The 22058-nt window shown below is 65.2% G+C and carries 21 protein-coding genes; 12 read left to right on the plus strand and 9 right to left on the minus strand.

The features are described 5' to 3' along the window. Nucleotides 1-3: 3 nt before the first annotated feature. Entirely contained in the window at nucleotides 4-1026 is a 1023-nt protein-coding gene (locus A5706_RS25130) for a DUF2889 domain-containing protein (protein WP_197517969.1), read from the plus strand. A gap of 22 nt (nucleotides 1027-1048) precedes the next feature. Further along, on the plus strand, nucleotides 1049-2002 hold the full coding sequence (locus A5706_RS25135) for an alpha/beta hydrolase (RefSeq protein ID WP_068136930.1): 954 nt from the start codon (nucleotides 1049-1051) through the stop codon (nucleotides 2000-2002). A gap of 134 nt (nucleotides 2003-2136) precedes the next feature. Here A5706_RS25135 and A5706_RS25140 read toward each other — a convergent pair whose 3' ends face one another. Both A5706_RS25140 and A5706_RS25145 read right to left on the minus strand, forming a co-directional pair. Further along, complete coding sequence (locus tag A5706_RS25140; protein WP_068137054.1) at nucleotides 2137-2910, minus strand: SDR family NAD(P)-dependent oxidoreductase; 774 nt, start codon at nucleotides 2908-2910, stop codon at nucleotides 2137-2139. A gap of 242 nt (nucleotides 2911-3152) precedes the next feature. Continuing rightward, nucleotides 3153-4088, minus strand: a complete 936-nt coding sequence (locus tag A5706_RS25145; RefSeq protein ID WP_231985406.1) for an LLM class F420-dependent oxidoreductase — start codon at nucleotides 4086-4088, stop codon at nucleotides 3153-3155. Between the two features lie 313 nt (nucleotides 4089-4401). On the opposite strand from A5706_RS25145, the gene A5706_RS25150 reads away from it, so the two are divergent. After that, nucleotides 4402-5406 carry a Rieske 2Fe-2S domain-containing protein gene (locus A5706_RS25150; protein ID WP_156767319.1) on the plus strand — a complete coding sequence of 335 codons (1005 nt, stop codon included), beginning with the start codon at nucleotides 4402-4404 and terminating at the stop codon, nucleotides 5404-5406. Then, the gene (locus tag A5706_RS25155; protein ID WP_068136941.1) at nucleotides 5387-5995 is read left to right on the plus strand and encodes a TetR/AcrR family transcriptional regulator; all 609 of its coding nucleotides are present in this window, start codon (nucleotides 5387-5389) and stop codon (nucleotides 5993-5995) included. The genes A5706_RS25150 and A5706_RS25155 overlap by 20 nt, the downstream gene beginning before the upstream one ends. A 12-nt stretch (nucleotides 5996-6007) precedes the next feature. Here the strand turns inward: A5706_RS25155 and A5706_RS25160 are convergent, their stop codons facing one another. Genes A5706_RS25160 through A5706_RS25175 form a run of 4 tightly spaced genes read right to left on the minus strand, consistent with a single transcriptional unit; the run spans nucleotide 6008 to nucleotide 10525 of the window. Beyond that, complete coding sequence (locus A5706_RS25160; protein ID WP_068136944.1) at nucleotides 6008-6838, minus strand: enoyl-CoA hydratase/isomerase family protein; 831 nt, start codon at nucleotides 6836-6838, stop codon at nucleotides 6008-6010. Between the two features lie 32 nt (nucleotides 6839-6870). Further along, nucleotides 6871-7821: a VOC family protein gene (locus A5706_RS25165; protein ID WP_068136947.1), complete on the minus strand. Its 951-nt coding sequence runs from the start codon at nucleotides 7819-7821 to the stop codon at nucleotides 6871-6873. After that, on the minus strand, nucleotides 7821-9032 hold the full coding sequence (locus A5706_RS25170; protein WP_068136950.1) for a CaiB/BaiF CoA-transferase family protein: 1212 nt from the start codon (nucleotides 9030-9032) through the stop codon (nucleotides 7821-7823). The genes A5706_RS25165 and A5706_RS25170 overlap by 1 nt, the downstream gene beginning before the upstream one ends. Then, nucleotides 9029-10525, minus strand: a complete 1497-nt coding sequence (locus A5706_RS25175; RefSeq protein ID WP_068136952.1) for an aldehyde dehydrogenase family protein — start codon at nucleotides 10523-10525, stop codon at nucleotides 9029-9031. Before A5706_RS25175 ends, A5706_RS25170 begins: the two co-directional genes overlap by 4 nt. A 109-nt stretch (nucleotides 10526-10634) precedes the next feature. Between A5706_RS25175 and A5706_RS25180 the strand changes: the two genes are divergently transcribed. The 5 genes from A5706_RS25180 (at nucleotide 10635) to A5706_RS25200 (ending at nucleotide 15629) form a co-directional block, all read left to right on the plus strand. Then, nucleotides 10635-11810, plus strand: a complete 1176-nt coding sequence (locus tag A5706_RS25180; protein ID WP_068136955.1) for an acyl-CoA dehydrogenase family protein — start codon at nucleotides 10635-10637, stop codon at nucleotides 11808-11810. Further along, complete coding sequence (locus A5706_RS25185) at nucleotides 11807-12805, plus strand: acyl-CoA dehydrogenase family protein (RefSeq protein ID WP_082964607.1); 999 nt, start codon at nucleotides 11807-11809, stop codon at nucleotides 12803-12805. The genes A5706_RS25180 and A5706_RS25185 overlap by 4 nt, the downstream gene beginning before the upstream one ends. Nucleotides 12806-12811: 6 nt before the next feature. Next, nucleotides 12812-13954, plus strand: coding sequence for an acyl-CoA dehydrogenase family protein (locus A5706_RS25190; RefSeq protein WP_068136958.1), 1143 nt, complete (start codon nucleotides 12812-12814; stop codon nucleotides 13952-13954). Nucleotides 13955-14055: 101 nt separating this feature from the next. Continuing rightward, on the plus strand, nucleotides 14056-14796 hold the full coding sequence (locus A5706_RS25195; protein WP_068136962.1) for a FadR/GntR family transcriptional regulator: 741 nt from the start codon (nucleotides 14056-14058) through the stop codon (nucleotides 14794-14796). Further along, complete coding sequence (locus A5706_RS25200) at nucleotides 14793-15629, plus strand: PaaI family thioesterase (RefSeq protein WP_068136965.1); 837 nt, start codon at nucleotides 14793-14795, stop codon at nucleotides 15627-15629. The genes A5706_RS25195 and A5706_RS25200 overlap by 4 nt, the downstream gene beginning before the upstream one ends. 7 nt (nucleotides 15630-15636) lie before the next feature. On the opposite strand, the gene A5706_RS25205 is transcribed toward A5706_RS25200, so the two are convergent. From A5706_RS25205 to A5706_RS25215, 3 genes are read right to left on the minus strand one after another with little or no spacing between them, the layout of a single operon-like run. Continuing rightward, nucleotides 15637-16446, minus strand: coding sequence for an enoyl-CoA hydratase/isomerase family protein (locus tag A5706_RS25205; protein ID WP_068136969.1), 810 nt, complete (start codon nucleotides 16444-16446; stop codon nucleotides 15637-15639). A gap of 11 nt (nucleotides 16447-16457) precedes the next feature. Further along, entirely contained in the window at nucleotides 16458-17618 is a 1161-nt protein-coding gene (locus A5706_RS25210; protein ID WP_068136973.1) for a beta-ketoacyl synthase N-terminal-like domain-containing protein, read from the minus strand. Beyond that, nucleotides 17615-18832 carry a Zn-ribbon domain-containing OB-fold protein gene (locus tag A5706_RS25215; protein WP_068137068.1) on the minus strand — a complete coding sequence of 406 codons (1218 nt, stop codon included), beginning with the start codon at nucleotides 18830-18832 and terminating at the stop codon, nucleotides 17615-17617. The genes A5706_RS25210 and A5706_RS25215 overlap by 4 nt, the downstream gene beginning before the upstream one ends. Before the next feature lie 77 nt (nucleotides 18833-18909). Here A5706_RS25215 and A5706_RS25220 point away from each other — a divergent pair, with 77 nt between their 5' ends. From A5706_RS25220 to A5706_RS25230, 3 genes are read left to right on the plus strand one after another with little or no spacing between them, the layout of a single operon-like run. After that, nucleotides 18910-19803, plus strand: coding sequence for an SDR family oxidoreductase (locus tag A5706_RS25220; RefSeq protein ID WP_068136976.1), 894 nt, complete (start codon nucleotides 18910-18912; stop codon nucleotides 19801-19803). A gap of 8 nt (nucleotides 19804-19811) precedes the next feature. Then, nucleotides 19812-20960: an acyl-CoA dehydrogenase family protein gene (locus A5706_RS25225; RefSeq protein WP_068136979.1), complete on the plus strand. Its 1149-nt coding sequence runs from the start codon at nucleotides 19812-19814 to the stop codon at nucleotides 20958-20960. Further along, nucleotides 20957-22030: an acyl-CoA dehydrogenase family protein gene (locus A5706_RS25230; protein ID WP_068136982.1), complete on the plus strand. Its 1074-nt coding sequence runs from the start codon at nucleotides 20957-20959 to the stop codon at nucleotides 22028-22030. The genes A5706_RS25225 and A5706_RS25230 overlap by 4 nt, the downstream gene beginning before the upstream one ends. The last annotated feature ends 28 nt before the right edge of the window (nucleotides 22031-22058 follow it).

Genomic DNA, 22058 nt, shown 5'->3' on the forward strand with positions numbered 1-22058 from the left:
GACATGAGCGGAACCGACTCAGGCACACCAGGTTTTCGTCTACATCCGCTGCACGGGATTCATGAGCCGACGCACGGGACGCCGCGACGACCGCCTGGCTCGGTGCGGCGAACCAGCTCCATCGACATGACCCGCGATCCCGGCTCCATGGATCCGGTGTACCTGTCGGGCCGGGCACGTGACCTCCAGACGGCCGGCGACGGCACCACGACAGAGACCGGCCGAGCCCGGCTGGAAGCGACAATCGAGATGATCGCCCGGGTCGTCCACCACCTCGAGGTCGAACCGGCCGTTGCCAACATGCACCTCGTCGGGGCGCCCGCGATGAGCGGCTTTCGCGCCGCGGTCGACAAGGCCGCGCCCGAACTTCGGTCCCGCCGGGACTTGCGCTATACGTTGCTCGACGACGTCCCGGTCGCCACGCTGGTCTCCGGACACGCGCTATCGGCGTCCGGCGCTCTGGGTAACGCGACGAAGTCGGGCTACCTGCCGGTGGCCGATCAGTGTGCCGGCTTCGTCACCGGCGGTCTGCTGATGACCTCGTTCAAATCAGGCGACCCCGCTGTGGTGACCGGACCGACCGCTCCCGCCCTCGAGGACCCGGCCGATTCCCTCGCCTGGCATGACATGACCGCGTTGCCAATTCACGGTATGCGGAGGCGGCGAAGACTTGACGTGCACCAGGGCTCGGATGGTCCAGAGATTTCGATCGATGCGATGTTCCGCGACAGCTACGTGCGCGCCGACGGCACCGAGACCATCATCCACGAGTACACCCTCGACGCATCGGCAGATGCCGACACCGGGATCATCCTGAGCTCGAAGGCGGTGCCCAGGGTGCTGCCCTGGCAGGAATGTCCCGGCGCAGTCGCAAGCGCAACGCAGATCGTCGGAATGCGATTGGACGAGTTGGGAACCCGGGTCCGTCAGGAACTGTTCGGCACATCAACCTGCACGCACCTCAACGATCTCCTGCGCAGCCTGGCCGATGCCGCGGCGCTGATCCCCCTGCTGCACACCGATTGAACGCTCAGCCATTGGAGGAATCATGCCCACGCCCTTGACCTTTGACGTCTCCGATGCCATCGGAAGCGGTGAACAGCTCACCCAAACGGCGTGGGCGTTTCTCCCAGAACACCCGACGGAAGCGCCAGCGATACTGGTGTGCCTGGCGGGCGGGTTGTACGACAAGCACTACTGGCACATGGAGATCGACGGGCATCCTGGATACAGCTTTGGTGAACACATTGCCGACGCCGGCTATATCGTCATCGCGGTTGACCACCTGGCCGTGGGCGAGAGTACCGACCCTGTCGACTCTGGCCCGCTCGGACTCGAACTGCTTGCGATTGGTGACGCCGAGGTAGTCCGCCAAATCCGCGCCATGAGCGCCGAGGGCAGCCTGATTGACGGCCTGCCGCCCATGACGCTGCCCGTGGTGGGCGTCGGCCACTCCATGGGCTCGTGTCTCACCACAATGGTTCAAGCGCGCGACAGGGTCTATGACGCCGTCGCGCTGCTCGGGTACGGCGTGCAGATCACCAACGTCTACGCACACGATGCCGACGCCAATGACCTGGAAGCCCGCATCCGACAGAACATCGCCATCGCCTGTGAATTTTCGGGCGCCCGGCCCGAAGACAGCCACACCATCGCCCCGCGGTCGAACCTGATTGACATGTTCTACGGCGGCGAGGTCCCTCTGGAGGTAATCGACGCGGACACAGCGGTGCAGAGCAGGGTGCCCCTTCGTGCGGCGGCAGAAGTCACCACTCCCGGCTTTGTCGAGCACTACACACCGGAGATCGAGGTGCCAGTATTCCTCGCATTCGGAGCAGCTATCGACGTGTCGCCCAACCCCTATGGCGAGCCGGTCAACTACACCGGTTCGTCCGACGTCACCTTGTACCTGGTGCCGAAGGCCGGGCACTGCCACAACTTCGGTAGCCACCGCGCTGCGCTATGGGACCGCATCGCGGCATGGGTGCCAACGGTGGTGTGAGCGGCGCCAATGCAGGCGTAGCAATCCGACCCACTGCGCACGGCGCTTCGAAGATGGGGCGGATCAAGATCCACGGTGACAAAGCACTAAGGAAGACTTTCGGTAAGTACCACCCCAGTTGTCGAGGTCCGAAGCTAGCGTGCGGCGTCTATCGTGCTACCGCCGTCAACCATGTAGGTCATACCGGTGATGTACTTCGAGTCATCGCAGGCAAGGAAGAGGGCTACCGGCGCGACGCTCTGATCTGGCGGCGAGGGCATTCCCAAGGGGACGTTGGCAACCATCTTTGCCACACGCTCATCTTGCACTGCCTCGGCGAGCGCTTCTGTCAGAGTCGTCGGGCAGATGACGTTGACACGAATTCCGTCCGCTCCCCACTCCCGCGCGGCGGTGCGGCTCAGGGCCCGAATGGCCTCCTTGGCGGCAGAGTACGCCCCGTAACCCACTGGCGATGAAATCCCTGCGGGCGAGCCAAAATTGATTACCACCCCGCGCCGCTCCTTCAGGTACCCATGACACGCCTGCATGAAATGCAGAGTAGCGATCGGGCCCGACGAAAATTGCATCTGCAGTTGATCATCGTCAATGTCCACTAGTGCGTTGGTAACACCGGTGGTGTGGTGTGCGTTATTGACGAGGATGTCGATGCCGCCGAATTGTGAGACCGTGGAGTGCACCGCTGCATGCACCTGCGCCTTATCGGTGACATCACATTGCAATCCAATCGCGGATCCTCCGCCTTGGGTGATGGTGTCGACGACCTCGTCCACCGTCGATCCCGTTCTGGAGACGACCGCTACCAACGCGCCCTCTTGCGCGAAGCGAAGGGCAATACTGCGACCGATTCCGCGGCCCGCACCGGTTACCAGGGCCACCTTGCCAGACAACCGATCTGCCAGTCCGCTCATTTCCATCTCCTCAAATATCTCTCGAAAGAGCCAGTACCGGAACGAAGTTCGATTTATTGAAAACCCCGGAAGGGTGTGGAATGCCTACACGTCAGCCACGTTGCGCGACCAGTAACGCGGAATCTCCAGTGGTGTCTTCAGTCCTTGCTCTGCAGAACACAGCGCGGGGATCGCATTGATCACGGGCATTACCGTCAGCTTCAATCCCTCCGCGTAGTCGAAGTTCGACTCGAGTTGACAATTCAGCCGCATAATGCGATCACTTCCTCCCCGAATCGCCGGACGGTGTCTTCGGACGCGCCGGGGTCGTCGCCGCAGACGATCACTACGACACGATCAACGCCCATCTCGGTTAGTTCCGCTACCTCGTCGCGCATACGGCTGCTGTCCCACCCGCGTCGAACGTCGAGCATCGGCCAGTGGCCACTAAGGACGACTTCGACGGCGTGCGCATCCCGTCCATGCGCGACGGTCGATCTGCGTAGCGTGTCAATCCGCTTGGCGAGTTCGCCGAATCCATCGATGGGGGCCGTGCGCATCATCCGGGCGAGCTGGCCGGTGGCGAGGACGCCGAACCAACCGTCGCCGTATCGGGCTGCACGCTCCAAACCCCACCCGGCGTTACCGTGTACCCACAGTGGTGGCCCTGGCCGCTGCACCGGTAGCGGTTGAAGTACCACTCCCCGGGCATCGAGTGTGCCGCTGCTGAAGCTGATCTCCTCACCGGCCCACGATCGTCGAAGTATTCCGACCGCCTCATCGAACGCCGCACACCTGGAGTCGAAGTGGACGCCTAGTGCCCCAAATTCGCCGCGGAGATAGCCCGTGCCAAGGCCGACGATCAATCGACCATCGCTGAGGGAATCCAAGCTGGCAGTCTGATGAGCGGCGAGGAAGGGGTTTCGATATGGCAGTACGAGTACAAAGGTGAGAAGTCTGATCTTCGAGGTCACCGCCGCGCAGAAGCCAAGCGCGGAGAACGGGTCGATGCTTCCTTCGCCACCCGCCCGCACCCATCGGGCAGGCGGAGCCGGGTGATCGGTGAAACCCAACGACGCATACCCGGAGTCCTCGACAGCGCGTGCGAATCGCGTGAGAGCGCTGGACGACAATATGTCCGGCGTCCAGTTCGGATCTGCAGTGGCATGCTGGATGTCAAACTTCATCGCGATTGCCACACCTCTCGGAGCCCTTCTGCCGAAGGCCCATGCCCGACGCACAATTGCTGAGTTGATGCGAGCATGGCGGAGATCCTTCCGAGCCATTGAGGTAGAGGCTGGCCCCTCTGGGCGCTCCCCGGGCCGATCAAGTTATATCATTAACTAATTATCTATAACGTTAGACCTCCAGCTGGCCTCCCCTCTTCGCGGGGCCGTGGGTCCGGGCGATTGTTCGATACGGCATCGTGGATTTGACCGACATTTTCAACGCATGTGTTGAAACTGCGGTATGCTCCACTGACAGTGAATGTTCCGGCGAAGGAGCGCATCGATGCAGAACTGGCCCACGATGCAACCCACCGGCTGGTTCCAGGTGGCGTGGAGCGCCGACCTGGAAATCGGTGAAGTGAAGCCCCTGCACTACTTCGGCCGTGACCTCGTCGCCTTCCGCGGGCACGACGGGCACGTGTGCGTCATGGATGCCCACTGTCGCCACCTCGGCGCCAACCTCGCCTACGGCGGATGCGTGGTCGAGGACGGCATCCAATGTCCGTTTCACGGCTGGGTGTGGAACGGCCAGGGGCGCAACGTCCGTATCCCCTACCAGGATCGTCCCAACAAGGGCCGACGGATCCGCACTTATCCCGTCACCGAAACAAACGAATCGATATTCATCTGGCACGACACCGCTGGCCGAGAACCGTTGTGGCAACTGCCGACTGGCTTCCGGATGTTGGGAGATCACGTCGCCTCACGCAGCTACCACCCGTTCAGCGCGGAGTGCCGCACGCGGTCCCCGAACATCCACGTGCACCCGCAGGTGATCGCCGAGAACGCGGTCGACCCGCACCACTTCCGCTTCGTCCACCGCACCCCAATCAGCCCAGTGGTGCTGCGCGAGTACACCGATACTTCGACCTGGTCGGCGAAGGTGGGATTCGGCAGGCGGTGGGCAGATGGTGTGGATCGCCCCGACGACACCCTCAACACGATCGAGATCTATTGGTCGGGCATCGGGGTGAGTTTCAACGGAGAACACACCCGAGAGGGAATCCGGGTCGTCTCCATCTGCACCACGCCGGTCGACGACGAGACCTCGGACATCTTCGCCGGCTACTGGATCGATGACGAAAGCGAAGATTTCGCCGACCGGCTCGCGGTAGCCAAACGCGCTCTGCCCCAGGATATTCAGATCTGGGATCACCAGCAGTACATGGATCCACCGACGCTGGCGACCAGCGAGGCGGCCGGCTTCAAGAAGCTACGTGCGTGGTGCTCCAGCTTCTATCCCGAGCACCAGGCGGTGGCGGAGCGACTTGTCGGCCACGGCGTCTGACGGCCCCGCGGGGCGGCGCAAGTCCGACCGCACCCGCGAGTCGATACTGGACGCCGCGCGGATAGCGTTCGCCCGAAAGGGCTTCTCAGCTGTCACCATTCGTGACATCACCGATCTGTCCCAGATTAACCGCGCCAGCTTCTACTACTACTTTCCCGACAAGACCGAATTGTTCATCGAGCTGGGTACGGCGACCTACCGCGAAGCTCTGCACGTCGTGGAGTCCTTCGGCGAGCTGGACCACCCGCCGACCCGATCGGCCGTTCAAGTGTGGGTAAACAGTTATTTCGCGTATCTGGACCGCAACGGCGCCTTCGTCATCCGCTCTTCTGACGACGCGCCGCAGGATCCGAAGTTTCGCGCAGCGGTGACCCGCGCCCACGGCCGAACGGCCGCGGCTCTCGGCGAGCGTATCGCCAAGCTGTCGGCCCGCCCGCCCGCGGCCGATCCCGTCGCGTTAGGGCTGTCGGTGATGGCGATGCTCGACCGCACCTGGTTGATGGTGCAACACAACGAGATTCCATCGGCGTCACGAGACGGTGTGGTCCTCGCGCTGTCCGAAATGATCGCACGCCTACTGAACGGTTGACCGTCCTGGCAACTACAGCCGGCCCGCAACCCGTAATTCTGGATGCACCCACTCCGGCGATCGCTTCTCCTTGAAGGCGAGGAACCCTTCTCGAGCCTCGGGACCGTCGAGGCTCACCTTCATCCCGATGCGATCGTAGAGACCCAGGTAGTTGTCGAGACTGGACTTGATGAGGGCACGCGCCTGCGGCGCGGTCCGACAGCACTGAGCGAGAACCTCACGGGCAGCTTTCATCAGCCCGTCATGGGGAACCATCCGGGCGACCAGGCCCCAGTCAACCGCCTCCTCGGCGGACAACACCCGACCGGTGAACATCAGATCCCGCGCGCGAACCGGTCCGATCACCCTGGCGAGCATGTGGCTGTAATAGGTGTCCGCAATTCCGCGGTACAACTCCGGCACTCGGAACGTCGCCCGGTCGCTGACCACAGCCATGTCACTGCAAAGGGCGATCTGGAGTCCGCCGCCCTGGGCGAGCCCGTTCACGGCGGCGACGACGGGTTTTGCCGACTGGCGCAGAGTGTCGAACGGTGTGACGTCCATGCCCATCGTCGCGGCGAAGTCCATCCAATTGTCCTCGGCGCCTTGGGCGAGGTCGCCGCCAGGGGCGAATACATCGCCGGTGCCGGTGATCAGCAGCCCAGCCAGGTTCTCGTCGGAATTGACCCGCGAGATGGCGTAGCGAATACCGAAGTACATCGCCGGAGTCATCGCATTGCGTGCCGCCGGGCGGTCGAGCACCAGGATCGCGAAGCCGCCCTCGCGTTCGAATCTCAGAAAGGGCGTGCCCAGCCAGTCGCCCTCGGGCGGGCGGGGGCTGAGTTCGTTGGGCTCGGCCGACATGTCACTCCTCGATTGTTGAATTCCGCGGTCCGTCACTTGCTGAAGAACTTCAGCGGGCGTTCGACGAACTCGAACACCACACCATCGGGCGACCTCAGAAACGCGATGTACAACCCGTCGATCTTGGTTCCGGGGAGCGGGCACCACACCACATCCCCCATCTGCTCAATAGAATTCGGAAGTGCTGCCAGTGCCTTCTTCACGTTCTCGACCCGCAGCGCGCAACGGTAGAGTCCCTGGCGGTTGCCGCCCCACGGCACCGGCACGTCGGTCGCGGTTTCCGGATGCTGGACCACCGTGACAGTGAACTGTTGTTCGTCTTCTGGAAGCGCGAAGCGAGCGACGACGCATTCGACGGAATCGCCGGAGCCGCCCGGCGCCAACTGATTGCCCGAAACCGCCACTGCTGTCGGCGCTTCGGTCTCCACGAAACCGATCGCGGTCAGGAACTCCGCGGTGGCGAGGATGTCGATGGCCGCGATGCGGATCCCGGAAAACAGAGCGCCGGCCGACGCGTCCAGATCATCTGTCGCCTGGGCCAACTCGATGACAACACCGTCGGGGTCGAGTGCGAGCACCGATTTCGCGCCCGAGATGAGTCCATCGACCGGCTCGCTGACCTGCACACCCTCCTTTCCCAGTGCTACAACGACAGTGTCCAGATCCGCCACCCACATGAGCGCCGCGCGGATGCCCGGTCTGGTCGGGTAGGTGCGTTGGTCACGTGCCAGAGCCGGCGATCGGAAGGCGATCGCCTCCAGCGCGCAGCCGTCCCGCGGTCCGCGCATGTCATAGAGAAATGCAGTGGAACAGTACGTTTCGTCATCGATGCCGAGGATGGCGCCGTTGGTCGGCACCATCGGGTCGGTGCGCATCCTGGCCGACAGTCCCAGAACGCCCGAGTAGATTTGCTCTGTCGCGTCTAAGGACTCACAGTTCAGGTTGACGTGCAGGAACCGGCGAGCCAGGTCATCAGATACCACTACAGCACAACCGATTTGACTTTGAGGTCGATGATCTGGTCCTCGCTGAATCCCAGCTCGGCCAGGAGCGCGTCGGTGTGCTCGCCGTGCCCCGGCGCGCAACTCAATTTCAGAGGCGTCTCGTCGAACTGCACGGGGCTGCCCGCCAACGCGAACTCGTTGCCGTTGGCGTCGGTGGTGCGCGGCAGGTAGCCGTTGGCCAGTACCTGCGGGTCGTCGTGGATCTCCCGCGCGGTACGCATCACATCCCACACCCCGTCGAAACTCTCAAATGCCTTCTCCCAGTGGCTCAAATCGTGCTCGCCGAAGGTCTTGCGCAGCTCGGCGATGCATTCGGCACGGTTTTGGAAGCGCACCACCGCATTGGCGAATCGCTCATCGGAGACCAGGTCCGACCGCCCAAGTCGCGTGCAAAAGTCGGTCCAGAACCGGTCCGCCTGCAGCAGCACGAAGGCAATGTGGCGCCCGTCGCGCGTCTGGTAGATGCTGGCAACCGGGTTGGGCATCTCCGCCAACTCGAACTTCGGGATGTCCTGCCCAGTGATGCCGGCGCCGACGATGTCGGGGCCCAGCTGCCAGATCGCCGAGCTGAGGAGGGACACGTCGACCACCGACGGTTCCCCCGTGCGTTCGCGTTTGTACAGTGCTCCGACGATGCCCGAGGCGATGGCAAAGCCGCCGTACACGTCGCCGAATGCGGGGCGCTGCACCGGAGGGTACGAGCCGTCGCCGGCGGCGTAGGCCTCGCCGATCCCCCCGCGTGCCCAATAGGCGGCCAGGTCGAAACCGCCCTGCGTGGCGAGGTCGCCCTTGGTTCCGTAGCCGTGGCCGCGGGCATAGACGATTTTCGGGTTGCGGGCGCGTACGTGCTCGACGTCGATGCCCATCCGCTGGCGCGAGTCCGGCAGCAGATTCGTCAGGAAGACGTCAGCGGTTTCGATGAGTTTCATCAAGAGTTCGAGACCCTCGGGCGTCGACGAGTCGAGGCCGATGCTGCGCTTCCCCCGGTTCGGCTGTTCGATGAAGTGGTTGACGCCCCCGGCGCCCGTGACGATCCCCGAGCTGATCAGCCCGCGCTGCGGATCACCGGTCTCGGGATGCTCGACCTTGATGACGTCGGCGCCCCAGTCGGCGAGCACGGCACCCGCTGCCGGGACGAAGCTCCACGCGGCGAGCTCGACAACACGAACCCCGTTCAGAATGTCGGTCATGCGATGGGATATCCGATCGTCTTGGTCTGCAGGTACTGTTCGAAGCCCTCGTGGCCGTTCTGGCGCCCGATGCCACTCATCTTGTAGCCGCCGAACGGCGCGTCGGCGCCGTAATACATGGCGCTGTTGATCATCAACGAGCCGGTGCGGATGCGGCGCGCGACGGCCATGGCCCGTTCGGTGGAGCCCATGATGGCGCCGGCCAGACCGTAGCGGGAGTTGTTCGCCAACTCGACAGCGGCGTCGTCGCCACCCTCGTACGGCGTGATCGACAGGACCGGCCCGAAGACCTCCTCCTGGAAGATCGTGTGAGCCGGTTCGACGTCCGCAACGACCGTCGGCGCCACGAAGTAGCCGCGGTCCAGCCCGTCCGGCACGCCCCCGCCGACGGTGACGCGGCCACCCTCGCGCTTGGCGATCTCGATGTAGTCGAGCACCCGGGCCTGCTGCTTGGCCGACACCAGCGGCCCGCAGAAGGTGTTCGGATCCGACGGGTCGCCGACGCTGAGCGCACCGAAGGTGGCGGTAGCCACCTCGACGGCCTGCTCGTAAAGCGAATGGGGCACCAGCATGCGGGTGGCGAGCGCACAGCCCTGGCCGGAATGCATTAGGGCGCCAATGCATCCGGGCAACGCCGTGTCCAGATCGGCGTCGTCGAGCACCAGATATGCCGACTTGCCCCCGAGCTCGAGCATGTTGCGCTTCATCGTGTCCCCGGACAGGCGCTGGATGAGCTTGCCCACCGCCGTCGAACCGGTGAAGGACACCATGTCGATCCGTGGATCGGTGGCTAGCACCTGAGCGACGTTGTTGTCAGACGCCGGAACGATGTTGACCACACCGGCCGGGATGTCGGTCTTCTCGGCGATGATCCGGCCCCACCGCAACGCGCTCCACGGCGTCTCGAGTGCGGGCTTGAGCACCATGGTGTTTCCGGTCGCCAGAATCTGGCCCACCTTGTTGCTGATGATCTCGAACGGGAAATTCCACGGGGTGATGGCTCCGACCACCCCCATCGGCTCCTTGACGACGACGCGGTTGTACGGAACCCCCATCTTGGCGTCCTGGTCGAGCATCCGCTCCCACGCGAATTTCGAGATGTATTCCGCCGGCCACTTCACCGCGTCGGCCAACGGCCACTCCAGCTGCGCGATATAGGTCATCCCCACCGTCGACCCGACCTCGGCGATCAGTTCGGCGCGGATGTCCTCCTTCTCCTCTTGCAACGCGTTGTGCAGCTGCAGCAGGCAATGCTTGCGGAACTCGTGGTCGGTCGACCAGTCGGTGGTGTCGAACGCGCGCCGCGCAGCGGCGATCGCCTGTTCCATGTCCTCGGCGCCCGCATCCGTACAGGTTCCGAGCACCTCCTCGGTGGCCGGGTTGACGTTGTCGACGGTCCTGCCCGTGGACGAATCCCGCAGCCTGCCGTCAATATAGAGACGAGTTTCGGGGTCGAACTGGACGGTTGTTGCGTCAACCGGCGATGCCGTCATTGGCACTCCTTTTGCTGGACTGTGGGCGCGGCCTAGTGTACCTCTTATAGATAACTGTTTAGCTGATTCGAGCGTAGGCCGGATCCCAATTCCGAACAAGGGGTGCGCAGTGCTTGACGACTACGCGTCGCAGGTCGCGATCTTCCGCCAGGATCTACGCCAGTATCTGCGCAACCTCGACTGTGCCGACGAATGGCGCGCCGCCGCGTGCACGACCGCCGAGGACGGGCTCGAGCACGATGCGGCGGTAATGGCGCGGTTGCACGCCGACGGCTGGAACCGCTACGGCTGGCCCGAGGCGGCCGGCGGCTTGGGAGGCAACGAGATTCACCGTGCCGTCCTCTACGAGGAGCTCGCGAACGCGATGCTCCCCATCCCGGCACAGGCGTGGACCTTAGAGGTGATGGGCCCGGCGATCCTGAAGTTCGCCCCGCACCTGGCCGGTGAGTACCTTCCCCGCTACCTCGACGGCACCGAATGGTGGGGCCAGGGCTTCTCCGAGCCGGAGTCCGGCAGCGACCTGGCCTCCCTGCGCACCCGGGCGACCGATGACGGCGCGGGTGGATTTGTCGTCAACGGCCAAAAAATCTGGACTTCTCAAGGCGGCACGGCCAAGCGGCTCTGCGTGCTCGTCCGCACCGGGTCGCCAGAGAGCAGGCACCGCGGCCTGACGATGATGCTGATCGACACGGACGCACCCGGCGTGACGGTGCGGCCGATCGCGTTGGCCAGCGGGCGGCGCGAACTCGCCGAGGTGTTCTTCGACGACGTCCGGGTGCCACCGGAACGGCTGGTCGGCGAGGTCGCCGGCGGCTGGGCCGTGACGATGTTCCTGATGCAGTACGAGCGCGGCATGTACGGCTATGCGGCGCTGAACAAGGTGCTCATGGACTTGGGACGGCTGCGCGAGTACATGGTGACGCGCGGAATGGGTTCGACCGAACGAGACCGGTTCGCGCGCGTCTACGTCGACGTGATCACGGCGCAGGCCCGTGCCGCCACCACCGTGCGCAAGCTGGCCGCCGGCGAGTCCGTGGGCCCCGAAAGCAGCATCGACAAGCTGCTCTGCAGCGAGGCCGAGCGCGCGGTCAACGACCTGATCCTCGACGTCGCGCGAGACCACATGATGGTCGGCAGCGGGGGCGACCCTGCCCAGCTCGACACCGCTCGCGCGGAGTGGTGGTACTCGCGGGCCGCCACGATCATGGGCGGAACCGCCGAGGTTCAGCGCGGAATCATCGCTGACCACATTCTCGGGTTGCCGAAGGAAAGGCGCGCATCATGACCATGCGCACGCGAGGGGCAAGTCCGACCGACGAATCGTGGCCGATGATCGAAGAGGCGGTGTTCCGCCTGTTCGAGGAAGTCGCGGCCAAGCAGGACCATGTCGCCATCGGTCCGCTGCTGGCCGAGCTCGGCTGGTCGGACATTGAATCCGAATACCCGGTGGACGCGTGTGCGATGTTGTTCCGGGCGCAGGGGCGGACCCTGGCGCTGACGGACGCGCTGGACCGGGTCATGCTGGCCGAACTGGCGTCGTTGGTGGATTCGCCGGTCGACGCCGTCGTGCTGCCCGCCCTGTCCCACGGCTCCACGCCCAGTTCGACCGAGGGCCACGTCAAAGGCATCCTGCTCGGCCTCCCGCGCGGTCGCGTCCTGGTTCCGGTCTCCGGCGCGATGGGAACGGTCTCCGTCACCCTCGTCGACGCAGACCAGCTGCGGAGCGAACGACTCGACACGTTCGACGCAAGTGTGATCTGGAGTCGCGTCGAGGGAGCCGCCGACGGCCACCTCATCGAGGCGTCGACCGAGTGGGGCCGGGCGATCGCGGCGGCGCATCGCTCACTGGCCACCGAGCTTGTGGCGTTGGCGGACCAGGCGCTGCACATCGCCGTCGAACACGTCAGCGTCCGCGTCCAGTTCGGTTCGCCGATCGGCTCGTTGCAGTCCCCCCGCCATGCCCTGGCGGCTGCCGCGGCCAAAGTGGAGGGCGCGCGGGCACTTCTCGAGGACTCGTGGCGCTACGGCGGGGTGTTGTCGGCTCAAGCCGCGAAGGTTGCAGCGGGTCGGGCACACCGCGGCGTCGCCGATGCCGTCTTGCAGGTGTGCGGGGCGGTCGGGTTGACCGCCGAACACGACCTCCATCGATATGTGAAGCGAGGCTTTCAGATCGATGCGCTGTGCGGCTCCTACTCGCAGCTGGAGTCGCTGCTGGGCGACCGCCTGTTCGACACCTTTGCGCCCGGACGCGCCCTTCCCGCGATCATCAAGCTGGACTGAGGAATCATGCGCCGCAATATTTTCGACGAGGTACACGACGACTTCCGCGCCACCGCGCGGGAGTTCTTCGAGCGAGAGTGCGTTCCCAACGTGGAGAAGTGGGAACGCGACGGCAAGGTCAGCCGTGAGGCGTGGCTGGCCGCGGGCGAGCACGGTCTGATCGGTTGGGAGTTCGACGAGAAGTACGGCGGGCTCGGTGTCAAGGACTTCCGGTTCAACCAGATCATCTCCGAGGAGATGTTCATGACCGGCTCCGTCGGCATCGGCCTTGGCGTCCAAAACGACATCCTGATGCCTTATCTCAACAGCTTGACCACCGACGAACAGAAGGCGCGTTGGCTGCCGAAGTTCATCTCCGGGGAGTACATCGGTTCGATTGCGATGTCCGAGCCGGCGGCGGGGTCAGATCTGGCCGGCATCAAGACCACCGCCCGCGACGAGGGCGATCACTGGGTAGTCAACGGGCAGAAGACGTTCATCAGCAACGGGCTGCTGTCGAAGCTCGTGCTCGCAGCGGTGAAGACCGATCCGGCGGCGGGGCGCAAAGGCATCAGCCTGCTGATGATCGAAGACGGTATGGAGGGTTTCACCCGAGGTCGCAAACTCGACAAGATCGGGCAGTTCTCCGCTGACACCGCAGAGCTGTTCTTCGACAACGTCAGAGTGCCGAAGGAGAACCTCGTCGGGGAACTGAATCGCGGCTTCTATCACCTGGTGTCCAACCTGCCCTTCGAGCGAGTCGGTGTGGCCTGCTATGCGTTACCCGCAGCGCGGCGAGCGCTCGACCTCACCAAGGCTTATGCACTGGAGCGCACCGCCTTCGGCCAGCCGATCGGTACGTTCCAAGTCAACCGGCACTTCATCGCCGAGATGCAGGTGAAACTCGATGCCGCACAGACGTATCTCGACCAGTGCGTGCTTGCGGTCAACGAGGGCACCCTCTCCGACGCCGACGCGGCGGGCCTGAAATGGTGGACCTCCGAGGTGCAGTGGGAGATCCTCGACCGGTGCCTGCAGCTGCACGGCGGCTACGGCTACATCAACGAGTACGAGGTGGCTCGACTGTGGCGCGATTCTCGGGTCCAGCGACTTTATGCGGGCACCACCGAGATCATGAAGGATCTCATGGGCCGCGCGATGGGCTTTTGACGATGAGCTTGCTCACTGAGTGGGTGCGTTAGCGATTTACGCAGGGCCGTTCGGCTAACCTACAAACAGTTAGTTGATTACGACTACGGTGGAGGGTCGATATGGAGCTCACCAGCCTTCGCGAGCCGAAGATGGCCGATCGCGTGGCCACCGTCCTGCGCAGGATGTTCATCCGCGGCGAGATCGCCGAAGGGACGATGCTCCCCCCGGAGTCAGAACTCATGGAGCGGTTCGGCGTGTCGCGGCCGACGCTGCGCGAGGCATTCCGCGTTCTCGAATCGGAATCGCTCATTGTCGTGCAGCGTGGCGTCCGCGGCGGCGCCCGGGTCACCCGACCGCGACGCGAGACGCTTGCCCGTTATGCCGGAGTGATTCTCGAGTACGAGGGCGTGACACTCAAAGATGTCTATGACGCGCGAATGGCTCTCGAGACGCCGATGGTTGTGCAGCTGGCCAAAGAGCGCAACGCAAAAGCGATCGCGGAGTTGGAGCAGATCGTCGAAGCCGAGGAGCAGCTGAAACCGGGCAGCGACGCCGTGGTCCAACTGACGGACTTCCACGCCGCCATCGCACGGCTGTCGGGCAATAAGACCTTGCAGATCGTCAGCGACATGCTGCATCACATCGTCGAGAAGGCAAATCGCTCGCTGCAGCCCACCGAAGGTGCTCGCGCAGAGCAGGCGGTCCGTCGGTCCGCGAAGACACATCGCATGGTGCTGGATCTGATCAAGGCGGGGGAGGCCGAGAAGGCCGGCGAGCTGTGGAAAAAGCACCTACAGAAGGCGGAGGAATTCGTGCTGTCGGGCTCCGAATTGTCCACCGTCGTCGACCTTCTCGAATGACAGATGTGAGCCGGGAGGCCGGCCACGACATCGAGACGCCAATCCATCTGCTTCGGCGATTCGGGATCGAGGTATTGATCGCGGATCAGGAATCCGCCGTCGTGGAGATGTCGATGCCGCTCGCGGGCATGCGCAACCCCTTCACCAATCTGCCGACGGTCGGCCCACTCGGCGTGCTCATCGATGCGGTCAGCGGAATGTCCAACCACTTCCGGTGTCGCGACGCCGAGTGGACGGTGTCCACCGAATTGGCCATCGAGCTGAGCCCCGAGGGAAGCGAGCGGGCGACCGCGAACGGCGCTTCCCCAGTCGTCGCCTCAGGTCGACCGCTGGGCGCTCGCGACAGCGGGACAGCGCTTTCCGTGTGCACCCTGACGTGCGATGGCGTCGTCATCGGCGGGGGTACCGTGCGGTCGTATTACGTCGCGCCCGACGCGCTCGACCTGAGCGAGCCCACCGAGACCGTCGCCAAGCGTCACAACACCTCCCTGGCAGAACTCATGGCCGTGGAGCCCCTGCCGCCTACCGACGCCGTACGCGTCCTGCGCCAGCACGTAGACCCGTTCCTCAACAACGCCGTCGGCGTCATCAACGGCGGAGTCGCCTCGGCGGGACTCGAATTGGCCGCGTCTGCGGCGGTGAACACCGGCGGTGCGCCGATGCGAACCGCGTCGGTCCGGGTGAATTTCCTGCGTCCGTTCTACGCCGGCGACCGGTCTCGCTACGTAGCGGCGCCGCTGCGCATCGGACGCAGCACCGCGGTCGCCGACGCACGTGCAATCGGGGACGACGGCAAGCCCGCGCTGACTGCCCGCGTCACCGCCTACCGCTAGCTAGCGGCTACTTCTTGGACCGGGCACGGAACGCGGCGACTCGCTCCTTGAACTCCGGCGTCGAGAACGACGTCAGCTCCTCGGCGAGCGCGTACTCCAGGACGCCTTGAGCAGCCCGGGCAAGGTGCATGTTCAGCGCCACCTTCGATGACCGCAGAGCCTGGGGCGGCAATGCGGCGAACCGCTCGCCGAGTACCAGCGCCTCCTCGAGCACCGCGTCGTCGGGGACGACCTTGGTGACCAGATTCAGCTTCTCCGCGATCGACGCGGTGATCCGATCACCAAGCAGCACATACTCCTTGGCTTTCATCATGCCGATCAGCAGGGGCAGCATGGCTGCGCCGCCGTCCCCGGCAGTGAGCCCAACGGCGACGTGCGGGTCGGCCAAGTAGCTGGTCTCCCCCATCACCAGCAGGTCGGACAACAGGGCGATCGAACAGCCCAGCCCCACCGCCGGTCCGTTGACCGCGGACACCAGGGGCTTCGGGAAGTTGATCACCTCGAGGAAGACGGTGCGGGCCTCGTGGATCTGGAACGCGCGCGCCACTTCGTCTTCGATGAGGCGGCCGAACATCACCATATCCCCGCCTGCCGAGAACGCCTTGCCGACACCGGTGGTCACGACGGCCTTGACGTCGACGTCGGCGTCGAGCGCCTTCCAGATGGTGGCGAATGCGTGGTGCACCTCCTCGGTGACGGCGTTGAGCGCCTCCGGCCGGTTGATGCTCACGACGTGAACGTTGCCGCGCTTTTCCACCAGCAGCCATGGGGCGAACTGCTCGTAGCCGGCGAGGGTGGCGATGTCGGAAGCCGTCATGTGATTTCCCGTCAGCCTTTCTTGTTTGAAAGGATGGTCACCGCGGAGACCGCGGTTGGACCGCCGATGTTGTGCGCCAAGGCAAAACGAGCGCCGTCGACCTGATTCTCCGCCTGGCCGCGGAGCTGATTGAATAGCTCGTAGCACTGCGCGACGCCGGTGGCGCCCGGCGGGTGTCCCTTGGCCTTCAAGCCGCCGCTGGGATTGATCGGTATCGAGCCGCCCACGTAATTCTCGCGCGCCTCGACCAGTTTGTATGCCTCGAACCTACTGGCGAAGCCGAGGTCCTCATAGCTGATCAGTTCCACCCCGGTGAAGCAATCGTGCACCTCGGCCACGTCGATGTCACTCGGCGTCACCCCCGCCATCCGCATAGCCGACTTCGCCGCCCGCACGGTCGGCGGAAAGGTGGTCATGTCCTGCTTGTGCTGATGCATCACCCGATCCATACCGATGCCCACCCCGCGCACCCACACCGGGCGATCCGTGTAGCGATCGACTACGTCCTCGGCAGCCAAGATAACCGCCGCCGCCCCGTCGCTCTGCGGTGTGCAGTCGTAGAGGCCGAAGGGTTCCACCACGATGGGTGCAGCGAGCGCCTTCTCGACACTGATCTCATAGCGCAGTTGGGCTTTGGGGTTTTTCAGCGCATGGAAGTGGTTCTTCACCGCGACCATGGCCATGTGTTCCTTGGTCGCCGGCGACTCGTGCAGATACCGGGTGACGTGTAGCGCGAAGTTCGCAGGAGCCACCAGACCGAGTGGGTAATCCCAGGCGTTGTCGCGGGTCATCGCCGCCCAGTCCCAGAAGGTGGTGTTGGAAGCGGTCTCGCGCACCTTGTCCGCCCCCACCACCAGGACCACGTCGTAGAAACCCGACGCGATGGCCATGGTCCCGTTGCGGATCGCGTCATTGCCTGTGGCACAGGCATTCTCGACGCGAGTAACGGGTATGTCGGTGAGGTCCAGGGTATCGGCGAGGATGCCCGACGGGAAGCCGTCAGTGGTCGAGAGCTCGCCGAACCACGCCGCCTCGATCTCGGACTTCTCGATGCCCTTGTCGACATTGCCGACGGCCTCGGCGTAGGCCATCGGCACCAGGTCCTTGATGCCGAGTTCGAAATGTTCGGCGAACGGGGTCATGCCCGCACCTACGATGGCGACGTTCCTCATGCCAGAATTCCTTCCTTGCTACGGCCGGGCCAGAACGCGTAGCCGTAGTCGGGTATGCCGGCGCGGATGGCGATTCGTCGCAAAACCACCGCACCGGACTGCCCGATCGTCGTCTCCCCCGCGGCAACCCCGGTCACCTTCATCAGCACCCGAACCGGGCTGTCGTCGAGTTGCACGACGGCCAACGAGTATGGGCTGGGGAGATCCGGTACCGGGATCCGGATGGTCGTGTGGGTGTAGACGGTGCCCGTTCGCGGCAACGGCTCCAGCCGGCATTCGGCGGCGAGGACACCGGAGTTGTCGACGCGGACGCGGGGCGGGAACTGCGGGGCGGAATCGACGCCGGGCCGTTCGTCGAATATGGCCGCTTCCCAACGGATCTTCGGCTCGAATGCACGGCTGTATGCCGGCAGGGAGATGGGAATGCCCACCCCCTCGGCGATCCGACTGGCGGGAAGCTCGCGAGCGGGCACCTCATCGCGGACAATCCGCGGTCCGGGCGCGCCGGTTAGTTCCGCCACGCTCATCGTCGACTGTTCCGCCGCGAACACCAGGCCGGATGTGCCGCTGCCGATCGCCTCGGCGAGCACCCTGATGACCGCGGCGGCCGACACCCCAGGGTCCTCCACGGCCGCCTTCGCGTCGACTTCACGACCGAGTTGCGCGGCCGGAACGCCCGCCACAGCCGCCACGACGGGGTTGCCGGTCAGCCCGAGCCGGCTCATGGTGCCCCGGATTCCGATCTCACGCTGCAGGCGCGGGTCGGCGTAGGAATGACGCCTGCCATCGTCACCGCGCGCCACCAGTGGCAGGCTCCTCGTCTGGCGTCCGACCGCGGTCAACGTGGGTTCGCCGTCGCCGGTCAACACGGCAGCCGCGCCCACCGCCGCGCCGTTGTCGTCGGCCGCAATCACCAGCGTGCCGGGCGACGCCGTCACGATCTGGTCCAGGACAGCGGGCGCGCCGCCGAGCACCTCCGCGATCGGCGTATCAGCCGGCAGTGACAGCGCGGCCAGCAGGACCGCGCCGTTGCCGCCTTCGATAAGCGGAAAGTCGCGGGAGACCAGGACCACGCGACGGGCAACAGCATCAGGGTCGGTCGCCCGGCCGGCCGCCACAGCAATGGTGAGCGCGTCCTCGTCGGGTCCCTTGACCCGACGGTCGCCCTTACACCACGGCGGCGCGTAGGTGCCGATCGAGATGACGTGGGTCATGGTGCCTCGCTCCTGTGCGACGGGGCCGCCGCGGTCGTCCATCGAATGAGATATATAGTTATAGCATTCAACGCTACATGTCCGCGCCCGCCGGGCGAGAGGAGCTCAAGACGGTGGACAGATCGGGTTCTCGCACGCTGAAGGACCGCGTTCTGGTGGTGACCGGTGCCAGCCGTGGCATCGGCCGCGCAATGGCGGTGCGGGCGGCTGCCGACGGCGCCGCCGTTGCTCTACTGGCGAAGACCGACGCCCCGAACGCCAAGCTGCCCGGCACGCTCGGCGAGTCGGCGGACGCGGTTCGCGAGGCCGGCGGCCGGCCATTACAGGTGGTATGCGACGTCCGTGATCCGGAAGCGGTGGCAACGGCCGTGGCGAAGGTGGCAGAGGCGTTCGGCGGGATCGACGCCGTGGTCAACAACGCGGGCGCACTGGATCTGCGGCCCACCTCGAAGCTGCCTGCCAAGAATTTCCGCCGTCTGCTGGAGGTCAATGTCGAAGGGCCCTTCGCGGTAGTGCAGGCGGCGCTGCCATACCTGCGGCTGTCCGACAACGCCCACATCGTGAACGTCTCGCCTCCGGTGAATCTGGACCCACGCTGGATTGGCGCGCACGTCGGCCATACGGTCGGCAAGTACGCCGAAAGCCTGTTGACGCTGGGCTGGGCCGCGGAATTCGCGTCGGTACCCATCGCGGTGAACTCGCTGTGGCCCGCGGTCACGGTGGCCAGCACGGGGATGATCGTCGCGATGGGCGACGGCGTGCGGGCGCAAGCCCGAGACCCCCGCATCATGGCCGACGCGCTGCACGCCCTGATCACCCGGCCCGCCGATTGCACTGGCCGCTTCTACACCGACGAGGAGGTGCTGCGCGAGGAAGGTATGGACGACTTCGGCGGCTATCGACTCGCCGCCCGCGAGGATGACCTGGCGCCCAACTTTTATCTGCCTTCCACGCCGCTGCCGACGGTTTAGGTTGAACCGTGAGCCAATTCGACGCGCTGCGCGCCAACGAACCCGAGCTCGCCAAGCTCCGTGCCTCGGTGCGGGAGTTCCTGCAGGCTGACCGGGCGGAACACGGCTGGGTGCCCGACGTCGACTCCTGGCTCGGACAGTGGGACGAGGGATTCAGTGCGCGCCTCGGCGCGGCCGGTCTTGTCGGGCTGATCATCCCCGAGGAGTACGGCGGGCGAGGGTTGACCCACCTGCACCGCTACGTGGTGACCGAGGAATTGCTGGCCGCGGGTGCCCCGATCGCCGCACACTGGGTCGCCGACCGACAGGTCGTTCCTGGCTTGTTGGCCTACGGCAGCGAGGAGCAGCGCCAGCGGCTGCTGCCACGCATCGCCGCCGGAACTTTCTACTCCTCCATCGGCATGAGCGAACACGGCGCCGGCTCCGACCTCGCGGCCGTACAGACCAAGGCGACCAGGACCGACGACGGCTGGCTGCTCACCGGTACCAAGGTCTGGACGAGTGGGGCTCACCACGCCCATCAGGTTGTGGTGCTCGCCAGGACGAGTCCACCGGACCCGCAACGACGGCACGACGGCTTCAGTCAGTTCCTGGTTCCCTGCGACGCCGAAGGCGTGCGGATCGAACCGATCCTGCTGATGAACGGCGACCATCATTTCAACGAAGTCGCCTTCGAGGAGGTCTTCGTGCCGGACGGCGACGTGCTGGGCGAGGTCGGCCAGGGATGGCACCAGGTGACCGCCGAACTGTCCTTCGAGCGCAGCGGGCCCGAAAGGATCCTGTCGACCGCACCGCTGATCATGGCGGCGATCCGGCTGTTGAGCAGCTCTGGCGACACCGATGACACCACCGCCGGCATCGTCGGCGACCTTGTGGGACGGCTGATCTCGTTGCGACAGCTGTCGGTTTGGGTGGCACGCATGCTCAGTGAGAACAAGGACGCGGCGAACCAGGCGGCGCTGGTCAAGGATCTCGGCACCCGGTTCGAGCAGGACTCGATCGACGTGATCAGCGACGTGCTCGACCAGGTGACACCGACACCGGAGCTGGCCGCGCTGGCGGCCACCGCGGCGCTGCACAAGCCCCTGTTCACCTTGCGCGGTGGCACCAACGAGGTGTTGCGCGGTGTTGTCGCACGTGGAATGGGGCTGCGGTGACGGCGTTTTCGAAGGGCGTGTTCGCCACAGACACCGCCGATGACGAACATGCCGAGCTGCGGCAGCTGGTCGACGATATCGGCCGACGATCGTTCGATGCCCGGATCGGCCAGCGCAGAATCCCCGAGCAATTCGACGCGGAGTTGTGGCGCAACCTCGAGGACACGGGGCTGGCCCGGTTGACGAGCACTGCGGATCTGGGCGCGGGGCCGCCTGAGCTTGCCATTGCGCTCTCCGGCATCGCCCGGTACGCGGGCGCGGTCCCGTTGGCCGAAACCGACGCTCTGGCAGGCTGGCTCGGAAACCTGGCGGGCGTCGAACTGCCGGAAGGACCACTCACCGTCGCGATCGCTGACACGGACGCTTCTGGGGGCCGCATCCGCGGGACGGCAACTGACGTTCCGTGGACGCGCGCATGCGCGGCCGTGATCCTGCTCGCGCGAGGCCCCAACGAGGCGCGCGTGGGCGTCGTCGACATCGACCGCGCCCAACTGGAGGAGGGCCACAACCTGGCCGGCGAGCCACGCGATCGATTGACCTTCGACGTGGCCGCCGACGAGCTCGCCGTCGTCGAACCGGCCGTAGCCGACGAGTTGTCGCTGCGCGTCTCATGGTGCCGCTGCGTACAGGTCGTCGGGGCGCTCGATGCCGCCGCAGCGATGTCGGTGACGCACACGAGGGAACGAATCCAATTCGGCCGGCCGCTGAGCAAGTTTCAGTCCGTCCAGCATGCTCTTGCCGCGATGGCCGGCGAGATCGAACGCGCTCGAGCCGCCGCCACGCTGGCCGTCGCGGCTGCCGCCGAATATGGGTTCCGTTGCCGCGAAACCGAGTTCGCGGTTGCGGTCGCACGGGTGGCTATCGGACGGGCGGTCACACCGGTCACGACCATCGCCCACCAGCTTCACGGCGCGATCGGCGTCACCGCCGAACATCCGTTGTCGTCCGTGACACTGCGAGCGCAGAGCTGGAGCAGCGACTGCGGCACCACGGCCGGCCACGCACGTCGGCTCGGACGGATGGCCCTGAGCGCCGCCGATCCGTGGGACCTGGTAATCGGCAATTTGTGACCGGTGCAATCAACTCAGAAGGAGAACC

It is taken from the genome of Mycobacterium sp. E796 (genome assembly GCF_001672815.1).
GTDB lineage: Bacteria > Actinomycetota > Actinomycetes > Mycobacteriales > Mycobacteriaceae > Mycobacterium.

What these genes read in the sequence shown, in the direction of transcription:
- A5706_RS25130 (WP_197517969.1), top strand. Translation starts at nt 4, where the DNA reads ATGAGCGGAACCGACTCAGGCACACCAGGTTTTCGTCTACATCCGCTG.
- A5706_RS25150 (WP_156767319.1), top strand. Translation starts at nt 4,402, where the DNA reads ATGCAGAACTGGCCCACGATGCAACCCACCGGCTGGTTCCAGGTGGCG.
- A5706_RS25190 (WP_068136958.1), top strand. Translation starts at nt 12,812, where the DNA reads ATGCGCCGCAATATTTTCGACGAGGTACACGACGACTTCCGCGCCACC.
- A5706_RS25135 (WP_068136930.1), top strand. Translation starts at nt 1,049, where the DNA reads ATGCCCACGCCCTTGACCTTTGACGTCTCCGATGCCATCGGAAGCGGT.
- A5706_RS25210 (WP_068136973.1), bottom strand. Translation starts at nt 17,618, where the DNA reads ATGAGGAACGTCGCCATCGTAGGTGCGGGCATGACCCCGTTCGCCGAA.
- A5706_RS25185 (WP_082964607.1), top strand. Translation starts at nt 11,807, where the DNA reads ATGACCATGCGCACGCGAGGGGCAAGTCCGACCGACGAATCGTGGCCG.
- A5706_RS25220 (WP_068136976.1), top strand. Translation starts at nt 18,910, where the DNA reads ATGTCCGCGCCCGCCGGGCGAGAGGAGCTCAAGACGGTGGACAGATCG.
- A5706_RS25170 (WP_068136950.1), bottom strand. Translation starts at nt 9,032, where the DNA reads ATGACCGACATTCTGAACGGGGTTCGTGTTGTCGAGCTCGCCGCGTGG.
- A5706_RS25200 (WP_068136965.1), top strand. Translation starts at nt 14,793, where the DNA reads ATGACAGATGTGAGCCGGGAGGCCGGCCACGACATCGAGACGCCAATC.
- A5706_RS25205 (WP_068136969.1), bottom strand. Translation starts at nt 16,446, where the DNA reads ATGACGGCTTCCGACATCGCCACCCTCGCCGGCTACGAGCAGTTCGCC.
- A5706_RS25215 (WP_068137068.1), bottom strand. Translation starts at nt 18,832, where the DNA reads ATGACCCACGTCATCTCGATCGGCACCTACGCGCCGCCGTGGTGTAAG.
- A5706_RS25175 (WP_068136952.1), bottom strand. Translation starts at nt 10,525, where the DNA reads ATGACGGCATCGCCGGTTGACGCAACAACCGTCCAGTTCGACCCCGAA.
- A5706_RS25195 (WP_068136962.1), top strand. Translation starts at nt 14,056, where the DNA reads ATGGAGCTCACCAGCCTTCGCGAGCCGAAGATGGCCGATCGCGTGGCC.
- A5706_RS25160 (WP_068136944.1), bottom strand. Translation starts at nt 6,838, where the DNA reads ATGTCGGCCGAGCCCAACGAACTCAGCCCCCGCCCGCCCGAGGGCGAC.
- A5706_RS25140 (WP_068137054.1), bottom strand. Translation starts at nt 2,910, where the DNA reads ATGAGCGGACTGGCAGATCGGTTGTCTGGCAAGGTGGCCCTGGTAACC.